At 61.6% G+C, this 18,010-nt stretch carries 20 protein-coding genes and 1 tRNA gene; 13 read left to right on the top strand and 8 right to left on the bottom strand.

The window, feature by feature from the left end:
• The first annotated feature begins 15 nt into the window (after positions 1-15).
• Positions 16-1,239 (top strand): MFS transporter, encoded by a 1,224-nt coding sequence (locus BUB53_RS19265; RefSeq protein WP_073037228.1) that lies wholly within the window; start codon positions 16-18, stop codon positions 1,237-1,239.
• Positions 1,240-1,250: 11 nt separating this feature from the next.
• On the opposite strand, the gene trhO is transcribed toward BUB53_RS19265, so the two are convergent.
• Positions 1,251-2,165: an oxygen-dependent tRNA uridine(34) hydroxylase TrhO gene (trhO, locus tag BUB53_RS19260; RefSeq protein WP_073037226.1), complete on the bottom strand. Its 915-nt coding sequence runs from the start codon at positions 2,163-2,165 to the stop codon at positions 1,251-1,253.
• 105 nt (positions 2,166-2,270) lie between these two features.
• Between trhO and pncA the strand changes: the two genes are divergently transcribed.
• Genes pncA through BUB53_RS19245 form a run of 3 tightly spaced genes read left to right on the top strand, consistent with a single transcriptional unit; the run spans position 2,271 to position 4,242 of the window.
• Positions 2,271-2,867, top strand: coding sequence for a bifunctional nicotinamidase/pyrazinamidase (gene pncA, locus BUB53_RS19255; protein WP_073037224.1), 597 nt, complete (start codon positions 2,271-2,273; stop codon positions 2,865-2,867).
• Positions 2,868-2,870: 3 nt separating this feature from the next.
• The gene (locus tag BUB53_RS19250; protein WP_073037222.1) at positions 2,871-3,458 is read left to right on the top strand and encodes a uracil-DNA glycosylase family protein; all 588 of its coding nucleotides are present in this window, start codon (positions 2,871-2,873) and stop codon (positions 3,456-3,458) included.
• Complete coding sequence (locus BUB53_RS19245) at positions 3,451-4,242, top strand: SseB family protein (RefSeq protein ID WP_073037220.1); 792 nt, start codon at positions 3,451-3,453, stop codon at positions 4,240-4,242. Before BUB53_RS19250 ends, BUB53_RS19245 begins: the two co-directional genes overlap by 8 nt.
• A gap of 30 nt (positions 4,243-4,272) precedes the next feature.
• Here BUB53_RS19245 and BUB53_RS19240 read toward each other — a convergent pair whose 3' ends face one another.
• From BUB53_RS19240 to BUB53_RS19210, 7 genes are all read right to left on the bottom strand, one after another.
• Entirely contained in the window at positions 4,273-5,205 is a 933-nt protein-coding gene (locus BUB53_RS19240; RefSeq protein ID WP_073037218.1) for a 2-hydroxyacid dehydrogenase, read from the bottom strand.
• A gap of 5 nt (positions 5,206-5,210) precedes the next feature.
• Entirely contained in the window at positions 5,211-6,350 is a 1,140-nt protein-coding gene (rodA, locus tag BUB53_RS19235; RefSeq protein WP_073037216.1) for a rod shape-determining protein RodA, read from the bottom strand.
• A complete protein-coding gene (gene mrdA, locus BUB53_RS19230; RefSeq protein ID WP_073037214.1) occupies positions 6,347-8,290 on the bottom strand; it encodes a penicillin-binding protein 2 in 1,944 nt (647 codons plus the stop codon). The genes rodA and mrdA overlap by 4 nt, the downstream gene beginning before the upstream one ends.
• Positions 8,287-8,826 (bottom strand): rod shape-determining protein MreD, encoded by a 540-nt coding sequence (locus BUB53_RS19225; RefSeq protein WP_073037211.1) that lies wholly within the window; start codon positions 8,824-8,826, stop codon positions 8,287-8,289. The genes mrdA and BUB53_RS19225 overlap by 4 nt, the downstream gene beginning before the upstream one ends.
• Positions 8,819-9,742, bottom strand: coding sequence for a rod shape-determining protein MreC (gene mreC, locus BUB53_RS19220; RefSeq protein ID WP_073037209.1), 924 nt, complete (start codon positions 9,740-9,742; stop codon positions 8,819-8,821). The genes BUB53_RS19225 and mreC overlap by 8 nt, the downstream gene beginning before the upstream one ends.
• A gap of 32 nt (positions 9,743-9,774) precedes the next feature.
• The gene (locus BUB53_RS19215) at positions 9,775-10,821 is read right to left on the bottom strand and encodes a rod shape-determining protein (RefSeq protein WP_073037207.1); all 1,047 of its coding nucleotides are present in this window, start codon (positions 10,819-10,821) and stop codon (positions 9,775-9,777) included.
• Between the two features lie 139 nt (positions 10,822-10,960).
• A tRNA-Thr gene (locus BUB53_RS19210) sits at positions 10,961-11,035 on the bottom strand.
• Between the two features lie 87 nt (positions 11,036-11,122).
• Between BUB53_RS19210 and BUB53_RS23065 the strand changes: the two genes are divergently transcribed.
• The 9 genes from BUB53_RS23065 to BUB53_RS19170 all read left to right on the top strand — a co-directional run bounded on the left by BUB53_RS23065 (position 11,123) and on the right by BUB53_RS19170 (position 17,916).
• Positions 11,123-11,281, top strand: a complete 159-nt coding sequence (locus BUB53_RS23065; RefSeq protein WP_188745036.1) for a hypothetical protein — start codon at positions 11,123-11,125, stop codon at positions 11,279-11,281.
• Positions 11,282-11,287: 6 nt separating this feature from the next.
• Positions 11,288-12,556 (top strand): UDP-N-acetylglucosamine 1-carboxyvinyltransferase, encoded by a 1,269-nt coding sequence (gene murA, locus BUB53_RS19205; RefSeq protein WP_073037204.1) that lies wholly within the window; start codon positions 11,288-11,290, stop codon positions 12,554-12,556.
• Positions 12,553-13,023 (top strand): DUF2948 family protein, encoded by a 471-nt coding sequence (locus tag BUB53_RS19200; protein WP_229709598.1) that lies wholly within the window; start codon positions 12,553-12,555, stop codon positions 13,021-13,023. The genes murA and BUB53_RS19200 overlap by 4 nt, the downstream gene beginning before the upstream one ends.
• Before the next feature lie 231 nt (positions 13,024-13,254).
• On the top strand, positions 13,255-14,559 hold the full coding sequence (hisD, locus tag BUB53_RS19195; RefSeq protein WP_073037202.1) for a histidinol dehydrogenase: 1,305 nt from the start codon (positions 13,255-13,257) through the stop codon (positions 14,557-14,559).
• Positions 14,560-14,561: 2 nt separating this feature from the next.
• Positions 14,562-15,041 (top strand): UPF0262 family protein, encoded by a 480-nt coding sequence (locus BUB53_RS19190; protein ID WP_073037275.1) that lies wholly within the window; start codon positions 14,562-14,564, stop codon positions 15,039-15,041.
• The gene (locus BUB53_RS19185; protein ID WP_073037201.1) at positions 15,041-15,508 is read left to right on the top strand and encodes an arsenate-mycothiol transferase ArsC; all 468 of its coding nucleotides are present in this window, start codon (positions 15,041-15,043) and stop codon (positions 15,506-15,508) included. Before BUB53_RS19190 ends, BUB53_RS19185 begins: the two co-directional genes overlap by 1 nt.
• Complete coding sequence (locus BUB53_RS19180) at positions 15,505-15,900, top strand: ketosteroid isomerase-related protein (RefSeq protein WP_073037198.1); 396 nt, start codon at positions 15,505-15,507, stop codon at positions 15,898-15,900. The genes BUB53_RS19185 and BUB53_RS19180 overlap by 4 nt, the downstream gene beginning before the upstream one ends.
• Positions 15,897-16,481, top strand: a complete 585-nt coding sequence (locus BUB53_RS19175; protein ID WP_073037196.1) for a GNAT family N-acetyltransferase — start codon at positions 15,897-15,899, stop codon at positions 16,479-16,481. The genes BUB53_RS19180 and BUB53_RS19175 overlap by 4 nt, the downstream gene beginning before the upstream one ends.
• Positions 16,482-16,773: 292 nt before the next feature.
• Positions 16,774-17,916, top strand: a complete 1,143-nt coding sequence (locus BUB53_RS19170; RefSeq protein ID WP_073037194.1) for a M24 family metallopeptidase — start codon at positions 16,774-16,776, stop codon at positions 17,914-17,916.
• The last annotated feature ends 94 nt before the right edge of the window (positions 17,917-18,010 follow it).

The raw sequence follows: 18,010 nt of genomic DNA, 5'->3' as shown, positions 1-18,010 counted from the left end.
TCTAACGTCGCGCTCATGACGGACGCGGACATTCTCGACAGCAGATACGCCTGGGTACGGTTGGCTATTTCCCTGACGATTGCCACGATCGGCAATGTGGGGATGTGGGCCATTGTCGTTATCATGCCCGCAGTGCAGGCCGAGTTCGGGATTGCGCGCGCCGATGCATCCTTGCCCTATACGATGACGATGGTGGGGTTTGCGGTTGGCAATCTGCTGATTGGCCGGATCGTGGACCGTCTCGGGATCACGACGGCGCTCATCGCGGCGGCTCTGCTTATTTCGGGCAGCACTGCACTTGCCGCGCTCAGCCCTTCGGTTCTTGTGCTGTCCGTTCTCCAGTTGCTGATCGGATTCGGCTCATCGGCCAGTTTCGGGCCGCTAATGGCCGACGTGTCCCTGTGGTTTCTGAAACGCCGGGGGATCGCCGTGGCGGTCACGGCCAGCGGCAATTACCTGTCCGGTGCAATCTGGCCGATCATTCTGGCAAGTGTATTGGCCGAACAGGGCTGGCGTGCGGTCTATGTGGTGCTGGCTGTTGTAACGCTGGCCACCGTGGTGCCGCTGGCGTTGTTGCTCCGGCGGCGCGTGCCGCTTGGAGCGCGTGCCCATGCCGATCAGGTATCGGGGGTCAGGGCAAAGGCTGCGGGGTTTTCGCCGCGCGTATTGATGTTCTTGCTGGGGGCGGCGGGGATTGGATGTTGCGTGGCCATGTCGATGCCACAGGTGCATATCGTCAGCCTGTGCGTCGATCTGGGATACGGGCCGGCCGTCGGTGGACAGATGCTGTCGCTGATGCTTCTCGGTGGGGTGGTTTCACGGCTGATGTCCGGGTTCGTGGCCGATCGGTTGGGCGGGGTGATGACATTGCTGATCGGCTCGGGCCTGCAATGTCTGGCCCTGTTCCTGTACCTGCCGGCGGGCGGGCTGGTATCGCTGTATACGGTCAGCATGATCTTCGGTCTGTCGCAGGGCGGGATCGTGCCCAGCTATGCCTTGGTCGTGAGGGAATACATGCCCAGCCAGGAGGCGGGGCAACGCGTGGGGTTCGTTCTAATGATGACCATCCTCGGCATGGCGCTTGGCGGCTGGATGTCGGGCTGGATTTTCGATGTGACGGGCAGCTATCAGATGGCGTTCATCAACGGGATCATCTGGAACTTCCTGAACATCGCGATCATGGCGATGATCCTGATGCGGACACGACCGCGCAAACCCCGCAATGTGGCAGTGGCCTGAATAGGGCGCGTTCAGCCTTCGTGGACAACCTTGATATGCCGCTCGCCACGCGCTTCGGCCAGGGAAATCTGTTTTTGCCGTTCGCGGAAACGGGCCTTGTCCTCGGGCGTCGTTTCGTGGGCGCATAGGTGGCATGACACGCCGTGTTCGTATTCGGGGCGCTTCATGTCCTCGGGCAGGATCGGGCGGCGGCAGGCAAAGCACAGCTCATGCGGGCCTTCCTGCAGGCCGTGCCCTACCGACACGCGCCCATCAAAGACAAAGCATTCGCCGCGCCATGTGCTGTCTTCCTGTGGAACCTCTTCGAGGTATTTCAGGATGCCGCCCTTGAGGTGGTAGACCTCGTCCACCCCTTGCCCCAACAGGTAGTTGGTGGATTTCTCGCATCGGATACCGCCGGTGCAGAACATCGCGATGCGCTTGTTGTGAAAGCGGTGTTGGTTTTCCTCCCACCAGGCGGGAAAGTCACGGAATGAGTCCGTTTCGGGATCGACCGCGCCTTCGAACGTGCCGATGGCGACTTCGTAATCGTTGCGGGTGTCGATCACGGCCACATCCGGGCTGAGGATCAACTCGTTCCAGTCCTGCGGCTCCACGTAATGGCCCACGCGCGCCAGCGGATCGACGTCGGGCTGGCCCATCGTCACGATCTCTTTCTTCAGGCGTACCTTGAGGCGGCGGAAGGGTTGATCGTCGCTGATGCTTTCCTTCCACTCCAGATCGGCACAGCCAGGCAGGGCACGGATATGAGCGAGCACGGCGTCGATCCCTGCGCGGGGCCCGGCAATGGTGCCGTTGATCCCTTCATGCGCCAGCAGCAGCGATCCGGAAATCCCTTGCGCATCGCACAGATCGTACAGCGGTCCGCGCAAAGCGGCGGGGTCGTCAAAGCGGGTGAAATGATAGAGGGCGGCAATCGTGTACATGACGCGGGATTTAAGCGGACACGGGCGTTTGGGCAAGTGGACAATATGGCGCCGTTGACGCAATCTGGAAACAGCCCACCTTACGGGACAAGGAGGCCCGGACACATGACCCAAGCCCTTATCGTGATCGACGTGCAAAATGATTTCTGCCCCGGCGGCGCCCTTGCGGTGGACGAGGGCAATCAGATCGTCCCCGGTATCAATGCGCTGATGGAGGAGTTCGCGACGGTAATCCTGACGCAGGATTGGCACCCGGCAGGGCATTCTTCGTTCGCGTCCTCGCATCCGGGCATGGCGCCTTTCGAGATGACCGAGATGCCATACGGCCCCCAGGTTCTGTGGCCCGATCATTGCGTGCAGGGCACGATGGGCGCCGCATTTCATCCCGATCTGAATACCAACCGGGCCGACATGATCGTGCGCAAGGGGTTTCGCCGCTCCATCGACAGTTACTCGGCGTTTTTCGAGAATGATCACAGGACACCCACGGGCTTGCATGGCTATCTGGAAGAACGCGGGATTTCCGAACTGACGATGGTCGGACTGGCCACCGATTTCTGCGTGAATTTCTCGGCGGTCGATGCCGCGAGACTGGGCTATGACGTGCTGGTGCGGGAAGGGCTGTGCAAGGCGATCGACCTTGACGGTTCGCTTGAGGCGGCGATGAACGGGATGAAGGACGCGGGCGTCAGGATCGCCTGAGCGATGTCCGGCCTTGTTCGCGAAATCAAAGCCTGTCGTCTTTGTGCCGAAAGCTTTTCCCGGACCGAAACGGCCCATGCGCCCCGGCCCGTTGTCTGGTTTCGCCCCGGTGCGCGTATCCTGATTGCGGGGCAGGCCCCCGGAATGCGGGTGCACAAATCGGGCAGGCCGTTCGATGATCCCTCGGGCGACAGGCTGCGCGACTGGCTGGGGATGAGTGTGGACGAGTTTTATGACATGTCACGCGTGGCGGTCGTGCCCATGGCGTTCTGCTTTCCGGGATATGACGCCAGGGGATCGGATCTGCCACCGCCGAAAATCTGCGGGCGGACATGGCATGACAAGGTCATGGAGGAGCTGCGCGATGTGCAGTTGTCGGTGATCGTTGGCGGGTATTCACAGCGCTATCATATGGGCGTGAAAAGCGGCGTGACCGACACGGTAAAAGGCTGGCGGGACCATGCGCCGCGTCTCTTTCCCTTGCCTCATCCGTCGTGGCGCAATACCGCATGGCTGAGGCGCAACCCGTGGTTCGAGGCGGATCTTCTGCCGGTGTTGCGTGGCAAAGTGCGCGAGGTTCTGGATGACTGACACCACCGTTCTGGATGCCGCCCACAGGGCGATGGAGGCCGCACCCGAAGACGCACAGGCGCGGCTACGGTTTTACGAGACCTTGGTGGCGTCCGAGTTGTTCCTGTTGCTGGAGGAAGAGGCCAGCGGTGAAACCGTGACGCCGAGGGTGTTCGAGGTGGAAGGGCAGGGTTTTGTTCTGGTTTTCGACCGCGAGGAGCGCCTGGCCGATTTCGCGGGCGGCGAGGCCCCTTATGCCGCGCTGTCGGGACGAGCCGTGGTGGGTATGCTCGCCCCTGAAACACTGGGCATGGGGGTGAACCTGCAAGTCGCGTCGTCGTCGATCTTGCTGCCGCCCGAGGCGATGAACTGGATGGCCGAAACGCTGGCGGGCGATCCCGCCGAGATGGAGGCCAAAGCGCAGGCCTTCCATGCCCCCACCGGGTTGCCCGACAGCCTGCTTCAGGCGTTGGATATGCGGCTGGCCAGTGCGGCGGGTCTGGCCGATCTGGCATATCTCGTGGGCGTGACCTATGACAGCGGGGCAAGGGGCCACATGCTGGGAGTCGTGGATGCGGTGCCGGGGGCAGAGGGCGCTTTGGCGCGTGCGGTGTCCGATGTGCTGAGTTTTTCCGGGCTCGAGGCCGCGGCGCTGGATGTGGGATTTTTCCAGGGTTCCGATCCGGTTGCGGCACGATTGGCGCGGGTCGGGTTGCGGTTCGATCTGCCGAAACCGGAAACGGACACCCGTGTACCGGGCGCCAATCCGGGGATGGACCCGAACCGGCCACCGCGTCTCAAGTAAGCGGAGAACCCTGGCAGGCGATTACGCCGATCAATAGCCTAGATCGCGGTTCACAAGATGCAGGAACGGCTTTCCGGCTTCGCCGCGCCGGATATTCTCGGCTATCACGCGCGATGCCGAAGCGGGCCGTGTTTCCGAGGCGATATGCGGAGTCACCGTGACCCTGGGATGGGCCCAGTAGGGATGAGAGGCTGGCAATGGTTCTGTGCGAAACACGTCCAGCGTCGCATGTCCGATCTGTTCCGTGTCCAACGCCTTAAGCAACGCCTCATCGTCTATCAAAGGCCCGCGCCCCGGATTGATGATGATCGCCCCCTTGGGCATCTGGGCCAGCGTTTCGGCATTCAGCACGTTTTCGGTGTCGGGCGTATGCGGCAAAAGCAGGATCAGGATCTGCGCCGTGGACAGGGCCTTTTGCAACCCGGTCTCGCCTGACAGGCAGGTGATGCCGGGGGCATCTTTTTGCGAGCGGCTCCAGCCGGTGACGGGAAAGCCCAGGTTGGCCAATGACTCGCCGCAGGCTTGCCCCAGTGTTCCAAGCCCAAGGATGGTGACAGGACGATCACAGGCCAATGGCGGCACCTCTTTGCGCCACACCCCGTCCTGATTGAGAACATGCAGGTCGGTGTTCAGATGATGGCGCAGAGTGTGACCGGTGACCCATTCGACCATGCCACGCGTCAGGCCGTTGTCGACCATACGCGCCAGTGGCTGAGTCAGGGTGGGGTTGTCCACAATCCCTTCGACCCCGGCCCAAAGATTCAATACGGCCTTGGTGCGGGTGTAAGGCGTGAAATCCTGTAGGTCGCTATTTGGTGCGTAGACAATGTAATCCACCTGCTCCGGGACAATGTCGGTGGCAAGATTCACATCCAGGGCGGCCTCTGAAAACGCCCTTTTCAACGGGGTTTCGTAGGTGGTCCATCGGTCGGGGCTGGCCGCGAACAATACATTGACGGGCATCGGTCTTACCTCGGTTTGTGAATATGGGCGCTCTGGATCAATCCAAAGCCGATCATCAGCACCAGCATGGCTGACCCGCCGTAGCTGACCAGGGGGAGCGGCACACCGACGACAGGAGCCAGCCCCATGACCATCGACATGTTGACGGCGAAGAACAGGAAGAACGTGATCGCGATCCCCAGGGTCAGGAGCGATGAAAACCGATCACGGTTGTTCAGGGCTGTAGCGATGCAGAACACGAGGATCAGCGTATACAGACCGAGCAGGGAGACACCACCGATGAAACCGAACTCTTCGGCCAGCGTGGTAAAGATGAAGTCGGTATGTTTTTCCGGCAGGAAGTTCAGCCGCGATTGCGTGCCTTGCATGAACCCGCGCCCCGTCCAGCCGCCCGAGCCAAGTGCGATCTTGGACTGGGTGATGTGATACCCGGCCCCCAATGGATCGGAGGACGGATCGAGAAACGTGTCGATCCTGCGATACTGGTAGTCGGCCAGCAATTGCCAATCCGTGCCGCGGCTTTGAAAGACCGCCGTGACCAGGGAAATTCCAAGCGCGATGACGGCGGCGAAATAGGCCCAGTGAACACCGGCGACAAACATCAATACCCCGCCACCGGTAATCAAAAGGATCGAGGTGCCGAGATCGGGCTGGCGTAATACCAGCCCCACCGGCAGCAGGATCAGCCCGACCGGAAACAAGACCCACAGAGGACGTGACACGCGGTTCATCGGGAGCCAGTCATAGTAGGCGGCCAGCATCATGATCAGCGTGATCTTCATCAGTTCCGAAGGTTGCAGCCGCATGAATCCGAGGTCGATCCAACGCTGCGCCCCCATGCCGACCGTTCCGAAGAACTCGACCGCCAACAGCAAAAGCACCGATATCACATAGGCCAGCACGGCCATGTTGCGCCAGAACCAGATCGGGATCACCGCCACCGCCAACATCATGACAAAGCCGAGCGCATAGCGTTTCATCTGCGGCTCGGCCCAGGGCGTAAAGGACCCGCCCGCCACCGAATAGAGCATCAGAAACCCGACGCCTGCCACAGTGGTCAGCAAAATGGCGAGCGGCCAGTTCAGATACAGAATCTTTCGTAAACCGCTCGGTGTCGTTTTGACCGTGTACTCAAGATAGCTCATGCCCGATCGCTCCCGCTGCCATCCTGCGAGGGGCGGGCGCGGCGCAACTGCTCTTGTTGTGTCTTGATGCGGCCCCGGTCCTTGGCGGGGTAGGCCGTCAGCGGCGGGTCTTCGCCATAAAGGGCCTGCAAGGTGATGTCGCGGGCGATCGGCGCGGCGGCTGTCGAGCCTCCGCCGCCGTGTTCGACGACTACGGCAACGGCCACCTTGGGCGCATCGAACGGAGCGAAATTCACGAACAGGGCGTGATCGCGTCTTTCCCAGGGCAGGTCGGAATTTCGGGTTACGCCACGGGCTCGTTCGGCAGCGGTGATGTTGCGGACCTGACTGGTGCCGGTTTTGCCCGCCATGCGAAAGGCATCTTCGATGATACGGCTGGAATAGGCCGTGCCGCGGCGATTGTTCGAGACAGCGAACATCGCCTTGCGGACCTCGCGCAGGATGTTCTCGTTCAGGCCAAGGTCTTCGCCGTGGCCTGTGGGCTGTTCGACACCGTCGATAGACTTGATCAGGCGCGGGGCAACCTGGCGGTTCGTCGCCAGACGTGCCGTCATCACGGCAAGCTGCAGGGGCGACGATAAGACGAAACCCTGTCCGATGGCCGCATTGACGCTGTCGCCGATCACCCAGTCATTGCCCTTGTTGATCAGCTTCCAGTCCTTGGTCGGGGCCAGCCCCGCCGCAACGGAGGTCATCGGCAGATCGTGCTGGACACCCAGCCCCAGCCGCCGGGCCATGGCGCTGATCTTTTCGATGCCGGTGCGCAGTGCCAGTTCGTAGTAATAGATGTCACAGCTTTCGCGCAAGGACCGGTGCAGGTCCACATTGCCATGACCGGCGCGTTTCCAGCAGTGGAACCGGCGCCCGCTGACTTCGAGGTGGCCGGGGCAATAGACGGTTTCGGCGGGATCGATCTGTCCGTCTTCCAGTGCGGCCAGGGCGGTGACCATCTTGAAAGTGGAGCCGGGGGGATAGATACCCTGCACCGCCTTATTGGGCAGGGGGCGGTATTTGTTGTCGAGCAGCGCTTTGTACTCGGTCACGGAAATGCCGCGCACAAACAGGTTGGGATCGTAGCTGGGGGACGAGGTGCAGGCCAGCAGATCGCCTGTTTCACAGTCGATCACCACGGCGGCGGCGCTTTCTTCGGCCAGGCGGGCGTGGGTATAGGATTGCAGGGCGTTGTCGATCGTGATCTGCAAATCGGACCCTGCCTGGCCTTCCTGGCGATCCAGTTCGCGCATTATGCGGCCCGAGGCGTTGACTTCGACCCGCTTGTTGCCTGCCTTGCCACGCAACAGGTTTTCGCGCTGTGCCTCCAGACCGATCTTGCCGATCTGAAACCGGGGGATCAGCAGCAGTTGATCGGGGGCGTCGATCTGTTCGAGATCGCGATCACTGACCGGACCGACATAGCCGATGACATGCGCATAATCGGTTCCCTGAGGATAGCGGCGGGACAGGCCGACTTCGGGGGTGATGCCCGGAAGGGCCGGGGTATTCACCGCAACGCGGCTGATATCGCCCCAACTGACCCTGTCGGCGACGGTTACCGGGGTGTCGCCACGCAATTCCTCAAGATCGCGGCGGGCGCGTTCCAGTTCATCGGGGTCCAGTTCGACCAGCCTGGCGAGACGGCTGATGACCTCGTCTATATCGCCGACCTCTTCCCGAACCATGGTGATGCGATAGCTGGGGACGTTTTCCGCGACGACGGCGCCGTTTCGGTCAAAGATACGACCGCGGGCCGGAGGGATCAGGCGAATCTTGATGCGGTTTTCTTCGGCCAGCAGGCGGAACTGGTCGGCCTGATCGACCTGCATGAACCGCATCCGCAATCCCAACACGCCTACGAAAGCGGCTTGCGCACCGCCGAGGATCATGGCGCGCCGGGTGATCCGGCGAAGGCTTTCGGCGTTATCGCGGGGGGGGCGCCTCATGTTCGGCCTCCAAGTGCATCGACATCGCCCGGTGCGATTTTGCGTACGCGCAGCACGGTCTGCGAAGCGAAGGCGACCAGAGGATAAACCACAAGCGTCGCCACCAGTTGCATCAAGCTTAGCCCAAGCGGCACCTGATCGACCAGCATGATAGTCAGAACGATCCGATAGCCGATTGTCAGGGCAACCAGCGTTGTCGCCACATTCAGCCATTCCATTGCAAAAGTCAGGTCGCGCAGGCCTGCTTCCCGGTTGCGCAGAGTTTGCGAACTGATCAGGACGAAGGCGGCCCACAGACCGGGCGGACGCTGGAACAGAAGATCGGTTAAAAGGAAAACGCCAGCGATCAGCAGCGGCGGAACATAATCGGGACGGCGCAGCACCCAGGCGAATGTCAGGGCCAGCATCAGATCAGGCCCGGCCCAACCGCGCGGCAGGGTATCGAGCGGTAGCAGATGCAAGAAAACGAGCGTCAGGCACAGCGCCAGATAAAGAACACGCATGCTCCAGCGATTGGGGGATTTCCGCTCAGCCATCGCCTGCCTCGCCGATGGTGTTTTCGGGGGCCGGGCTTCCCGATGTTTCAGGCAGAACCTCTGGGGCGATCAGGCGTCCCGGATGATCAATGGTTTCGTTGCTATAGCTGCGCAGAACACGCAGGAACTCCAGCCGTTCGTAATCGGCAGACAGGCGTACCCGCATGCGCCCGCCGGGATCCTGAGCCAGTTGCCCGACCAGAAGACCCGCTGGAAAAACATTGCCGTCGCCCGAGGTCATCACACGGTCGCCCGGTCGAACGGTTTCCGGGGCTTCGATGAAATCAACGATCGGTGCCGCGGTATTGTCACCGATCAACAGTGCGCGCTGGCCCGAGGGCTGTATCGTTACCGGAATGCGGCTGGAGGTGTCGGTCAGCAGAACGACACGCGCGGTGTTGTTCCCCACACCTGAAATCCTCCCGACCAGCCCCAGCCCGTCCATGGCGGCCCAACCATCGACGATCCCGTCCCGGCTGCCGACATTGATCAGCACCGATTGCCGGAAGGGCGAACCGCTGTCGGCCATGACCACGCCGGTGACGAAGGTCAGGCGCGGATCGAGTTGCACGTTGTTCAGGTCAAGCAGGCGGGCATTTTCCTGCTCCAGTTGCAGCGCGGCCTCTTTCCAGGCCTTCATCTGCTGTAGTTCGCGGCGAAGTTCCTGATTTTGCTGATAGATGCGTTGATAGCTTTGGAAATCACGCAGGATGTTCACGGTTGCCGTGACGGGCGCCATGGCCCAGTCGAAACTGGGCACCACACGGTCCACCACCTGCGCGCGGAAGCGTTCGACCCGAGGGCTGTCGATGCGCCAGAGCAGAAACAGCCCAAGCAGGCACAAAAAGACAACGCCCAGCAACAATCGCTTGAGCGGGCCGGTAAAGTCTTCAGACTGTGCGCGGTCCTTTGCCAAGTTCGCCCCCTTTGCAGCAAAGGGTGGGTGTTTCAGCTGTCGTAGTCAATTGCGTGGCGCAGCTGTTTTTCGAACTCCAGGGCCTTGCCGGTGCCAAGCGCGACACAGTTCAGGCTGTCATCGGCAATCGAAACGGCCAGTCCGGTCTGTTCACGCAGGGCGAGGTCCAGATCGCCCAGCAACGCGCCGCCGCCGGTCAGCATCACGCCGCGGTCGACGATGTCTGCCGCCAGATCGGGCGGGGTGGCTTCGAGCGCGGTCATCACTGCCTCGCAAATCTGCTGTACCGGCTCGGCCAGGGCTTCGGCGACCTGGGCCTGGCTGATCTCGGTTTCCTTCGGGACCCCGTTCAGCAAATCGCGGCCACGGATCTGCATCGAACTGCCGCGCCCGTCATCGGGCATGCGTGCGGTGCCAATCGAGGTTTTGATGCGTTCGGCTGTCGCTTCACCGACCAGCAGGTTTTGCTGCCGGCGCAGGTAGCTGATGATCGCTTCGTCCATGCGGTCGCCGCCCACCCGGACCGAACGGGCATAGACAATATCGCCCAGGGACAGAACGGCCACTTCGGTTGTCCCGCCGCCGATATCCACGACCATCGAACCGGTCGGATCGGTGATCGGCATACCCGCGCCAATTGCCGCGGCGATGGGCTCGGCGATCAATCCCGCGCGGCGGGCGCCAGCAGACAATACCGATTGACGGATGGCGCGTTTTTCCACCGGAGTCGCGCCATGAGGGACGCAGACGATGATCTTGGGCTTGGAGAATGTCGAGCGTTTGTGCACCTTTCGAATGAAGTGCTTGATCATGGCCTCGGCGGTGTCGAAATCGGCGATCACGCCTTCGCGCATCGGGCGGATCGCCTCGATGCTGCCGGGGGTGCGCCCCAGCATCAGCTTGGCGTCTTCGCCGACCGCGAGAACCTTTTTCTGGCCATCCTTGACATGATACGCCACGACCGAAGGCTCCGACAGAATGATGCCTCGCCCCTTCACGTAGACCAGCGTGTTCGCGGTTCCCAGGTCGATCGCCATGTCAGAGGAAAACAGACCAGGGATATTTTGGAAGATTGGCATTGGCGCTCGATTCCTGTCGTCGAATAGATGTACAGGCCCGCGACTCGTTAGTCGGGACCGGATGTCCTTATAGTGCGGTGCAGCAAGCGGTTAAAGGGCCACTTTCCGAGGTTGAGCGTCAAATTGCCGGGAAGGGAAATGGTGCTGCTGGGGAGGATTGAACTCCCGACCTCACCCTTACCAAGGGTGCGCTCTACCACTGAGCTACAGCAGCACATCGTGGCGCGCTGATTAGACGCTTCTGTCCGACGGTGCAAGCGTAATCTGGACGCTTTTTTACACCTGCTGTAGAGAAGGGACCATGAAAGAAAAACAGCCCGGCAAAAAGCCCGACAAAAACGCCGCAGACCGCGAGGACCGTCTGAAAGCGGCCTTGAAGGCCAATCTGGCGCGCCGTAAGGCGCAGCAGCGCGGTCGTGAGCCGGATAATTCGGCAAGCCCCTCCGAGGACAAGGACTAGAGCAGTATGGATTCGATTATCGTTACGGGCAATGGCCCCTTGAATGGCCAGATTCCGATTGCGGGGGCCAAGAACGCCTGCCTGACCCTGATGCCGGCCACATTGCTGAGTGACGAGCCGCTGACTTTGACCAATGCGCCACGATTGAGCGACATCAAGACCATGTCGGCACTGCTGCAATCTCTGGGGGCCGAGGTGTCGCAATTGCAGGACGGTCAGGTGTTGGCGATGTCCAGCCACGCATTGAGCAGTCACGTTGCCGACTACGAGATCGTGCGCAAGATGCGCGCCTCGATTCTCGTGCTCGGGCCTTTGCTGGCGCGTGACGGGCATGCCGTCGTTTCGTTGCCGGGCGGATGCGCCATCGGGGCGCGGCCCGTCGATCTGCACTTGCGCGCGCTCGAGGCCATGGGCGCGGAACTCGACCTGAAGGACGGTTATGTCCATGCCAAGGCACCGGGTGGCTTGAAGGGTGGGATCGTCGATTTTCCGCTGGTGTCGGTCGGCGCGACCGAAAACGCGCTGATGGCGGCCACGCTGGCCAAGGGAACGACGGTGCTGAAAAATGCCGCGCGCGAGCCCGAGATCGTCGATCTGGCCGATTGCCTGCGCCGCATGGGCGCGCAGATCGATGGTGACGGGACAGATACCATCACCATTCAGGGTGTCGACCGGTTGGGCGGGGCGACTCATCCTGTGGTGACGGACCGGATCGAATTGGGCACCTACATGCTGGCGCCGGCAATCTGTGGTGGCGAGGTGGAATGCCTTGGCGGGCGCATCGACCTTGTTGGCGCGTTCTGCGAAAAACTGGACGAAGCAGGGATCGAGGTTTCCGAGACCGAAAAGGGCCTGAAAGTCGCGCGTCGCAATGGCCGCATCAAGGCCGTGGACGTCACGACCGAGCCGTTTCCGGGGTTCCCGACCGATTTGCAGGCGCAGATGATGGCCTTGATGTGTACCGCCGAAGGTGTCAGCGTTCTCGAAGAGAAAATCTTCGAAAACCGTTTCATGCATGCGCCGGAGCTGATGCGCATGGGGGCGCAGATCGACGTTCATGGCGGAACGGCCACGGTGACGGGGGTGGAACGGTTGAAGGGCGCGCCGGTAATGGCCACGGACCTGCGGGCCAGCGTATCGTTGATCCTGGCCGGTCTGGCCGCCGAAGGAGAAACGATTGTGAACCGCGTATATCATCTTGATCGCGGCTATGAGCGGGTCGAGGAAAAGCTCGGGAACCTCGGGGCACGGATTGAACGGGTGTCAGGACAGTGACGAACGATGCAACATTTGAAGAGGGGCGCGAGGCGCCGGTAAACCTCGGGGCGATGGACCCCGAGGATTTGCAGGTGATCTCGTCGCTTGCGCAGGATGCAGTCTTTCCGATCACGGAGATGACGTGGCGTTCCGGTGAGGGGCGTTTTGCGTTACTTCTTAACCGCTTCCGGTGGGAGGACCAAGGGCAGTCCCGCCACGCCCCCGAGCGTGTGCAATCCGTTCTGGCCGTCGACAACGTGTTGCGCGTTGCCAGCCAGGGTATCGACCGCTCGGACAAGGGGACGATCCTGTCGCTGTTGTCCATCGAGTTCCAGCCGGGCGAGGAAGGGATGGGATACCTGTTGCTGACCCTGGCGGGTGACGGGGCCTTGCGCCTTGAGGTCGAGGCGCTGGAAGTCACGCTGAAAGACGTGACGCGCCCGTATCGGGCACCTTCGGGCAAGAGGCCGGAACACGGGGATTGAGGCACCGGCCACCGGACGTACATCTCGGGGCCGATCCCGGATATCAGGCCAAGAACAGGGTACCTCCGCACGCCATGGTCCTGGCGGCTTTCCCGTCGCGCAAGGCGCAACGCCTTTCGCGCTCTGCATTATCCGTAGACAGGTCGTGTCGAAAAGAGCTTTGCCACAAGGCTCGTGGCTTGTGCCGCGTTACGGTTCGTTTTAAGGGGTTGCCCTGCAAGGAGAGGTGAAATGCCCGTCTATCTGAACGCGACCGACGCCGGTTTCGAGGCTGAGTTTACCGCCCTTCTGGGGGCGAAACGCGAAGAGTCTGCCGATGTGGACGATGCGGTTGCCGCGATCATCGCCGATGTTCGTGCGCGGGGCGATGCGGCGGTGATCGAATTGACGGCCAGGTTCGACCGGCTGGAGTTGACGCCGGAAACGCTGCGTTTTTCCCGCGAAGAGGTCGATGCGCTGATCGCGGAGGTTCCTGCGCATGAACGCGAGGCTTTGCAGATCGCTGCGGATCGCATTCGTGCCTATCACGAACGCCAACTGCCCGAGGATGTCAGTTGGACCGACGAGGCTGGCGCGACACTGGGGTGGCGTTGGACGCCGGTCAGTGCGGCGGGGCTCTATGTGCCGGGGGGGCTGGCCTCGTACCCGTCATCGGTTCTGATGAATGCGATTCCGGCCAAAGTTGCGGGTGTCGAACGGCTGGCCATTACCGTGCCGACCCCTGATGGTCAGGCCAATCCGCTGGTTTTGCTGGCCGCGCGCCTTTCTGGCGTGGATGAGGTTTACCGCGTGGGCGGTGCGCAGGCGATTGCCGCCCTGGCCTATGGGACCGAAACCATCGCGCCGGTGGACAAGATCACCGGGCCGGGAAATGCCTTTGTTGCGGCGGCCAAGCGGCGCGTGTTCGGGCGTGTGGGGATCGACATGATTGCCGGACCGTCGGAAATCCTCGTGATTGCGGACCGGGACAATAATCCCGACTGGATCGCGCTTGATATGCTCAGCCAGGCAGAACACGACGAAAGCGCGCAATCCATTCTTATTACGGACGATCCGGCCATGGCCAAGGCCGTCGAGGCCGCAATCGACCGGCATTTGCAAACGCTTGAGCGGCGCAAGATCGCCGGGGCCAGTTGGCGCGATTTCGGGGCCATCATCACGGTGCCGGATATGGATACTGCCGCCGAATTGTCGAACAGGATCGCGCCGGAGCATCTTGAACTATGCGTCAGCGATGCGGAAGCTCTGGCCAAAAAGATCACCCATGCGGGCGCAATCTTCCTCGGGGCATGGACGCCGGAGGCTATCGGCGATTACGTCGGCGGGCCCAATCACGTATTGCCGACGGCGCGTTCGGCGCGCTTCTCGTCGGGTTTGAGCGTGATGGATTTCGTCAAACGCACCACCATGGCCCGCATGACACCGGCCGCGCTGCGCGCGATTGGACCGGTTGCGGAGACGCTGGCCACTTCCGAAAGCCTCGAGGCGCATGGCCTGTCAGTGACAGCCCGCCTTAACCATTTGAACGAGCAATGAAAATGTCGCGTATCTGCCATATCGAGTTGGACGACGCCAACCTGCCCCCGCCAACCCCCGAGATCGAGCAGGAGCGCAAGGTCGCCATGTTCGACCTGATCGAGGAAAATTCCTTTGCCCTGCCAAAACGCGATGATCGGGTGGTGCCGGACGGGCCTTATCGTGTTGGCCTGTCGATCCGTGACAAGCGGCTGGTCTTCGATATCCGCACGGAGGATGAAAACCCGGCGGCGGAGTTTCATCTGTCGCTGTCGCCGTTCCGGCAGGTGGTCAAGGATTACTGGCAGATTTGCGAAAGCTATTTCGACGCGGTCAGGAACATGCCGCCGGCCCAGATCGAGACCATCGACATGGCGCGGCGGGGGATTCACAACGAAGGCGCGCGTATTCTGGAAGAGCGGCTGGACGGCAAGGCCAAGGTCGACAACGATACCGCACGGCGCCTGTTCACGCTGATCTGCGTGCTGCATTTTGGGGGCTGATGGCGGTGGCCTGTGAGCTTCCCCAATCGGTCTTGTTTTGCTGCGATCATAATGCAGTGCGCTCGCCGATGGCCGAAGGTCTCATGAAAAAGTTTTATGGAACAGATGTTTACGTCCAGTCGGCGGGTGTCAAAAGTGACATGGAAATCGACGGATTTTCCATCGCGGTCTGCGATGAGGTCGGGGTGGAACTGGCCCGGCATCGTACCCGCAGTTTCGACGAGATGGAGCAATGGGGCGATGACCTGTCGTCGTTCGACCTGATCGTCGCGCTCAGCCCGGCCAGCCAGCGCAGGGCGCTGGAGCTGACGCGGGTGTTTCATCTGGATGTCATCTATTGGCCGATCATGGACCCTACGGGCCTCGGTGAGACACGGGAGGCCAAGTTGGACGCCTACCGGCAGACCCGCGATCAGATCATTTCCCACCTCAGGGAGAGGTGGGGCGAGCCAAAGGAGATGCAATGAATTCAACGGTTAAATCCTATTTCGATGCCTTCAACAGGGGGGACGTGGCGACGATGCTGGCCTGCCTGAGCGATGATGTGGCGCATCATGTGAACGAGGGGCAGGTTCGCACCGGGAAGGAGGCCTTCCGGGCCTTTTGCGAGCATATGAATCGCTGCTACCGCGAAGAACTGACCGATATGGTGATCTTCGACGCCGAGGGTGGGGCGCGCGCGGCGGCGGAATATGTGGTGAACGGGACGTATCTGGAAACCGACGAAGGCTTGCCCGAGGCGAACGGGCAAACCTACCGTTTGCCTGCCGGATCGTTTTTTTCGTTGAAAAACGGCAAGATAACCCGGATCGTCACCTATTATAACCTGGCTGACTGGATGCGACAGGTCAAAGGATGATCCGGGTCGAGCGGCTGACGGGCGAGGATCTGGCTGAGGCGCTGGACGATGTGGCGCGGCTGCGGATCGAGGTGTTTCGGGCCTGGCCCTATCTATATGATGGGGATGAGGCCTATGAGAGACACTATCTACAGATCTATCGCGAAAGCGAAAACGCCATATTGGTGGCGGCGTTTGACGGGGATCGTCTGATCGGGGCTTCGACGGGGACGCCGATGGAAGATCATGCCGAGGATTTCGCGGCGGCGTTTGATGGGCAAGACATTGATCTGAAAGACATTTTCTACTGTGCGGAAAGTGTCTTGCTGCCCGGATACCGGGGTCGGGGGATCGGGCATGCGTTTTTCGATGCGCGCGAGGCCCATGCGCGGGAGATGGGGCGGCGGTATGTGGCCTTTTGCGGGGTGGTGCGCCCTGCGGATCATCCTTTGAAACCCGAGCAATATCAACCGCTTGACCCGTTCTGGCGCAAGCGTGGGTATGCGCCTCTGAAAGGTGCGGTCGCGCAGTTTCGCTGGAAGGATACAGACCAGCCCGAGGAAACGGAGCATCCGCTGCAATTCTGGATGCGGGCGCTCTGAGCGGCGAATCGGGTCCAACCCATTGGTTAACAATGAAAAACCGTGTTCGGTATTGCATCGGTATCACGTCGGTATTGCGTCGGTATCGGATCGGTAAATCCGCCGGGTTAACAGGGCGCGCGGCGAAATTCGTACAAAACCCACCCCTGTTTCGTACAAACGTGCTGTCACGCCCCGAAAGCATGAGACAGGTCGCGGACTGACCGGGAAATGGCGGGAACGCGACAGGCCTGGCGGGCAAAGGCGCGGACCATCGGCTATCCCCGATCGTTGCCAGCAGGAGGCCGCCGCGATGCATTCCAACCCGTTCAGCGATGGCGAACTGGCCCGCCGTGTGGCCGCGACCCGACAGCAGATGGAGGCGCGGGGGCTCGACCTGATCCTGCTGAGCGCGCCGGAAAACATCTTTTACCTGATCGGGCTGGATCACTGGGGATATTTCGCGCCGCATGTTCTGATCGTGCCACGCGAGGGCGATATGGTATTGGTCACGCGCCAGATGGAGCAGGTGGCGATTGCCAACATGGTGCGCAATGCGCGCTTTCTTGGGCACAGCGACTCTGAAACGGCGGCGGATGTGGTGATCGGGCATCTGGCCGGGTCTTGCGCGGGCAAGGCGGTTGGACACGAGGCGTGGTCATCGGGGTTGTCGCTGGCCATGGGCGAGGCGTTGAAAGAGGGGATCGCCGGGGCCGAATGGCGCGACATCACCGGCATGGTCGATACCCTGCGGCTGGTGAAATCGCCCGAGGAAGAGGGATTCATGCGCCGGGCGGCCAGGGCGGCGGATGCGGGAACACAAGCGGCGATTGCGGCCATTCACGATGGCGCGCAAGAGGCGGAAGTTGCCGCCGAATGCCTGTCGGCGATGACCCGTGCAGGCGGTACGCCGCCAGGGTTCGGCCCGTTCCTGCGCCCGGCGGCCCGCATGGCCGAAGAGCATACCAGTTGGGGCGAGGGCACCCATGAAGGGGCGGTGTTTCTGGAAGTCGCCGGGTGCGTTGCCCGCTACAACGCGCCGATGGGGCGGCTGGTGAGCATCGGGCAGATATCCGACGAAGATGCGGCGATGGCCGACATCAGCAAGCGGGCCTTCGATGCGACGCTGGCGGCGCTGCGCCCCGGTGTGCGGGCGCGCGATGTGTACGATGGATGGCAGGCTGTGGTCGATGCTGCCGGGATGCCGGAGTACCGGCGGCATCATTGCGGGTATCTGGTGGGGATCGGGTTTCCGCCGTCATGGACGGGCGGGCCGCGCGTGACGGGGTTGCGGCATGACTCGGAGCTTGAGATGCAGGAGGGCATGACGTTTCACCTGATGTCATGGTTCACCGAAACCGGGCGCGGGAATTTCTTTGTCTCCAATACCGTTCTGCTGGGGCCGGACGGGGCCGAAGTGCTGAACGATACACCCTACGGGCCGCATGTCGTTTAGGTGCCGGTTGTGGGCTGCGGGTGACGCCATCTGTTTTTTGGCAACAAAGGTCTTTGCAGGACTTCCCAGGGTGATTCGCGTCTGCTAACCTCTG

The sequence above is a fragment of the Roseovarius pacificus genome, assembly GCF_900142665.1.
In the GTDB taxonomy this organism is placed as follows: Bacteria; Pseudomonadota; Alphaproteobacteria; order Rhodobacterales; family Rhodobacteraceae; genus Roseovarius; species Roseovarius pacificus.
The sequence above is the reverse complement of the archived record's forward strand: the minus strand, read 5'-3'. Positions and strand labels throughout refer to the sequence as shown.

Coding starts and splice junctions, on each gene's coding strand:
- BUB53_RS19265 (WP_073037228.1), top strand. CDS start 16: ATGACGGACGCGGACATTCTCGACAGCAGATACGCCTGGGTACGGTTG.
- trhO (WP_073037226.1), bottom strand. CDS start 2,165: ATGTACACGATTGCCGCCCTCTATCATTTCACCCGCTTTGACGACCCC.
- pncA (WP_073037224.1), top strand. CDS start 2,271: ATGACCCAAGCCCTTATCGTGATCGACGTGCAAAATGATTTCTGCCCC.
- BUB53_RS19250 (WP_073037222.1), top strand. CDS start 2,871: ATGTCCGGCCTTGTTCGCGAAATCAAAGCCTGTCGTCTTTGTGCCGAA.
- BUB53_RS19245 (WP_073037220.1), top strand. CDS start 3,451: ATGACTGACACCACCGTTCTGGATGCCGCCCACAGGGCGATGGAGGCC.
- BUB53_RS19240 (WP_073037218.1), bottom strand. CDS start 5,205: ATGCCCGTCAATGTATTGTTCGCGGCCAGCCCCGACCGATGGACCACC.
- rodA (WP_073037216.1), bottom strand. CDS start 6,350: ATGAGCTATCTTGAGTACACGGTCAAAACGACACCGAGCGGTTTACGA.
- mrdA (WP_073037214.1), bottom strand. CDS start 8,290: ATGAGGCGCCCCCCCCGCGATAACGCCGAAAGCCTTCGCCGGATCACC.
- BUB53_RS19225 (WP_073037211.1), bottom strand. CDS start 8,826: ATGGCTGAGCGGAAATCCCCCAATCGCTGGAGCATGCGTGTTCTTTAT.
- BUB53_RS19215 (WP_073037207.1), bottom strand. CDS start 10,821: ATGCCAATCTTCCAAAATATCCCTGGTCTGTTTTCCTCTGACATGGCG.
- BUB53_RS23065 (WP_188745036.1), top strand. CDS start 11,123: ATGAAAGAAAAACAGCCCGGCAAAAAGCCCGACAAAAACGCCGCAGAC.
- murA (WP_073037204.1), top strand. CDS start 11,288: ATGGATTCGATTATCGTTACGGGCAATGGCCCCTTGAATGGCCAGATT.
- hisD (WP_073037202.1), top strand. CDS start 13,255: ATGCCCGTCTATCTGAACGCGACCGACGCCGGTTTCGAGGCTGAGTTT.
- BUB53_RS19190 (WP_073037275.1), top strand. CDS start 14,562: ATGTCGCGTATCTGCCATATCGAGTTGGACGACGCCAACCTGCCCCCG.
- BUB53_RS19185 (WP_073037201.1), top strand. CDS start 15,041: ATGGCGGTGGCCTGTGAGCTTCCCCAATCGGTCTTGTTTTGCTGCGAT.
- BUB53_RS19180 (WP_073037198.1), top strand. CDS start 15,505: ATGAATTCAACGGTTAAATCCTATTTCGATGCCTTCAACAGGGGGGAC.
- BUB53_RS19175 (WP_073037196.1), top strand. CDS start 15,897: ATGATCCGGGTCGAGCGGCTGACGGGCGAGGATCTGGCTGAGGCGCTG.
- BUB53_RS19170 (WP_073037194.1), top strand. CDS start 16,774: ATGCATTCCAACCCGTTCAGCGATGGCGAACTGGCCCGCCGTGTGGCC.